General features: G+C 60.7%; 1 protein-coding gene and 1 pseudogene. Both read left to right on the top strand.

Annotated elements, in window-relative coordinates; translation table 11 throughout:
* Positions 1 to 629, top strand: a pseudogene (locus HX846_RS33655) (malto-oligosyltrehalose synthase); the annotation flags it as partial.
* 23 nt (positions 630 to 652) lie between these two features.
* The coding region (locus HX846_RS33650; RefSeq protein WP_178967092.1) for a DUF2934 domain-containing protein at positions 653 to 844 on the top strand (192 nt) is incomplete at its 3' end.

Genomic DNA, 844 nt, shown 5'->3' with positions numbered 1-844 from the left:
GCGATGCCATCGGCGAGGCCGCCCAGGCCATCGCCCCGGCCGGCGCGCTCAACGGGCTGGCGCAATCCTTGCTTCGCCTCACCGTGCCGGGCGTACCGGACCTGTATCAGGGCGATGAGTTCTGGGACTTCACATTGGTAGACCCTGACAACCGCCGCCCGGTGGACTACCCCGTACGGCAACAGGGGCTGCACACGCCGCCGGACATCGGCGAGCTGATGTTCAACTGGCATGACGGGCGTATAAAACAGGCGTTGATCAGCCAGGTCCTGGGGTTGCGCAAGGCGCATCCGCAACTGTTTCGCCAGGGCACGTACGAGCCTCTGGAAGTGGTGGGCGAACACGCCGAGCGGGTGGTCGCTTTCTACCGCGAATACCAGGGCAAACAGCTGCTGGTGGTGGTGCCACGCTGGCCTCACCGGCTGCTTGAAAACGGTGTGTATCCCCTGATCAACGCGCAGATTTGGGGCGATACCCGGGTCCGATTACCGTTCGCCGCTCCAACCCAAAATTGGAAGGGACTTTTCCGAACAGGCGCAGTCACACCAAACAAGGAGCTCATGATCAGCGCTGCCCTGGGGGATTTCCCGGTCAATGTCTTTATCAATCCTGATGATCAAGAAAGCTGAAATTTTCTGTGAGGAGCATTGCGATGAGTACTGAAGACAAACGCATCCGCGAATTGGCACATCAGATCTGGGAATCTGAAGGTAAACCCCATGGCGAGGACGCACGACACTGGGAAATGGCGCGCAAACTGGCGGAAGCCGAAGCGCTGACGCCATCCAAGGCACCGAAGGCCGCCGCCAAGGCCAAGCCAAAAGCCAAGCCCGCAGCGGCAGCG

Source organism: Pseudomonas sp. K5002, from assembly GCF_013386655.1.
Taxonomy (GTDB): domain Bacteria; phylum Pseudomonadota; class Gammaproteobacteria; order Pseudomonadales; family Pseudomonadaceae; genus Aquipseudomonas.
This window is presented reverse-complemented; position numbering and strand designations above follow the sequence as displayed.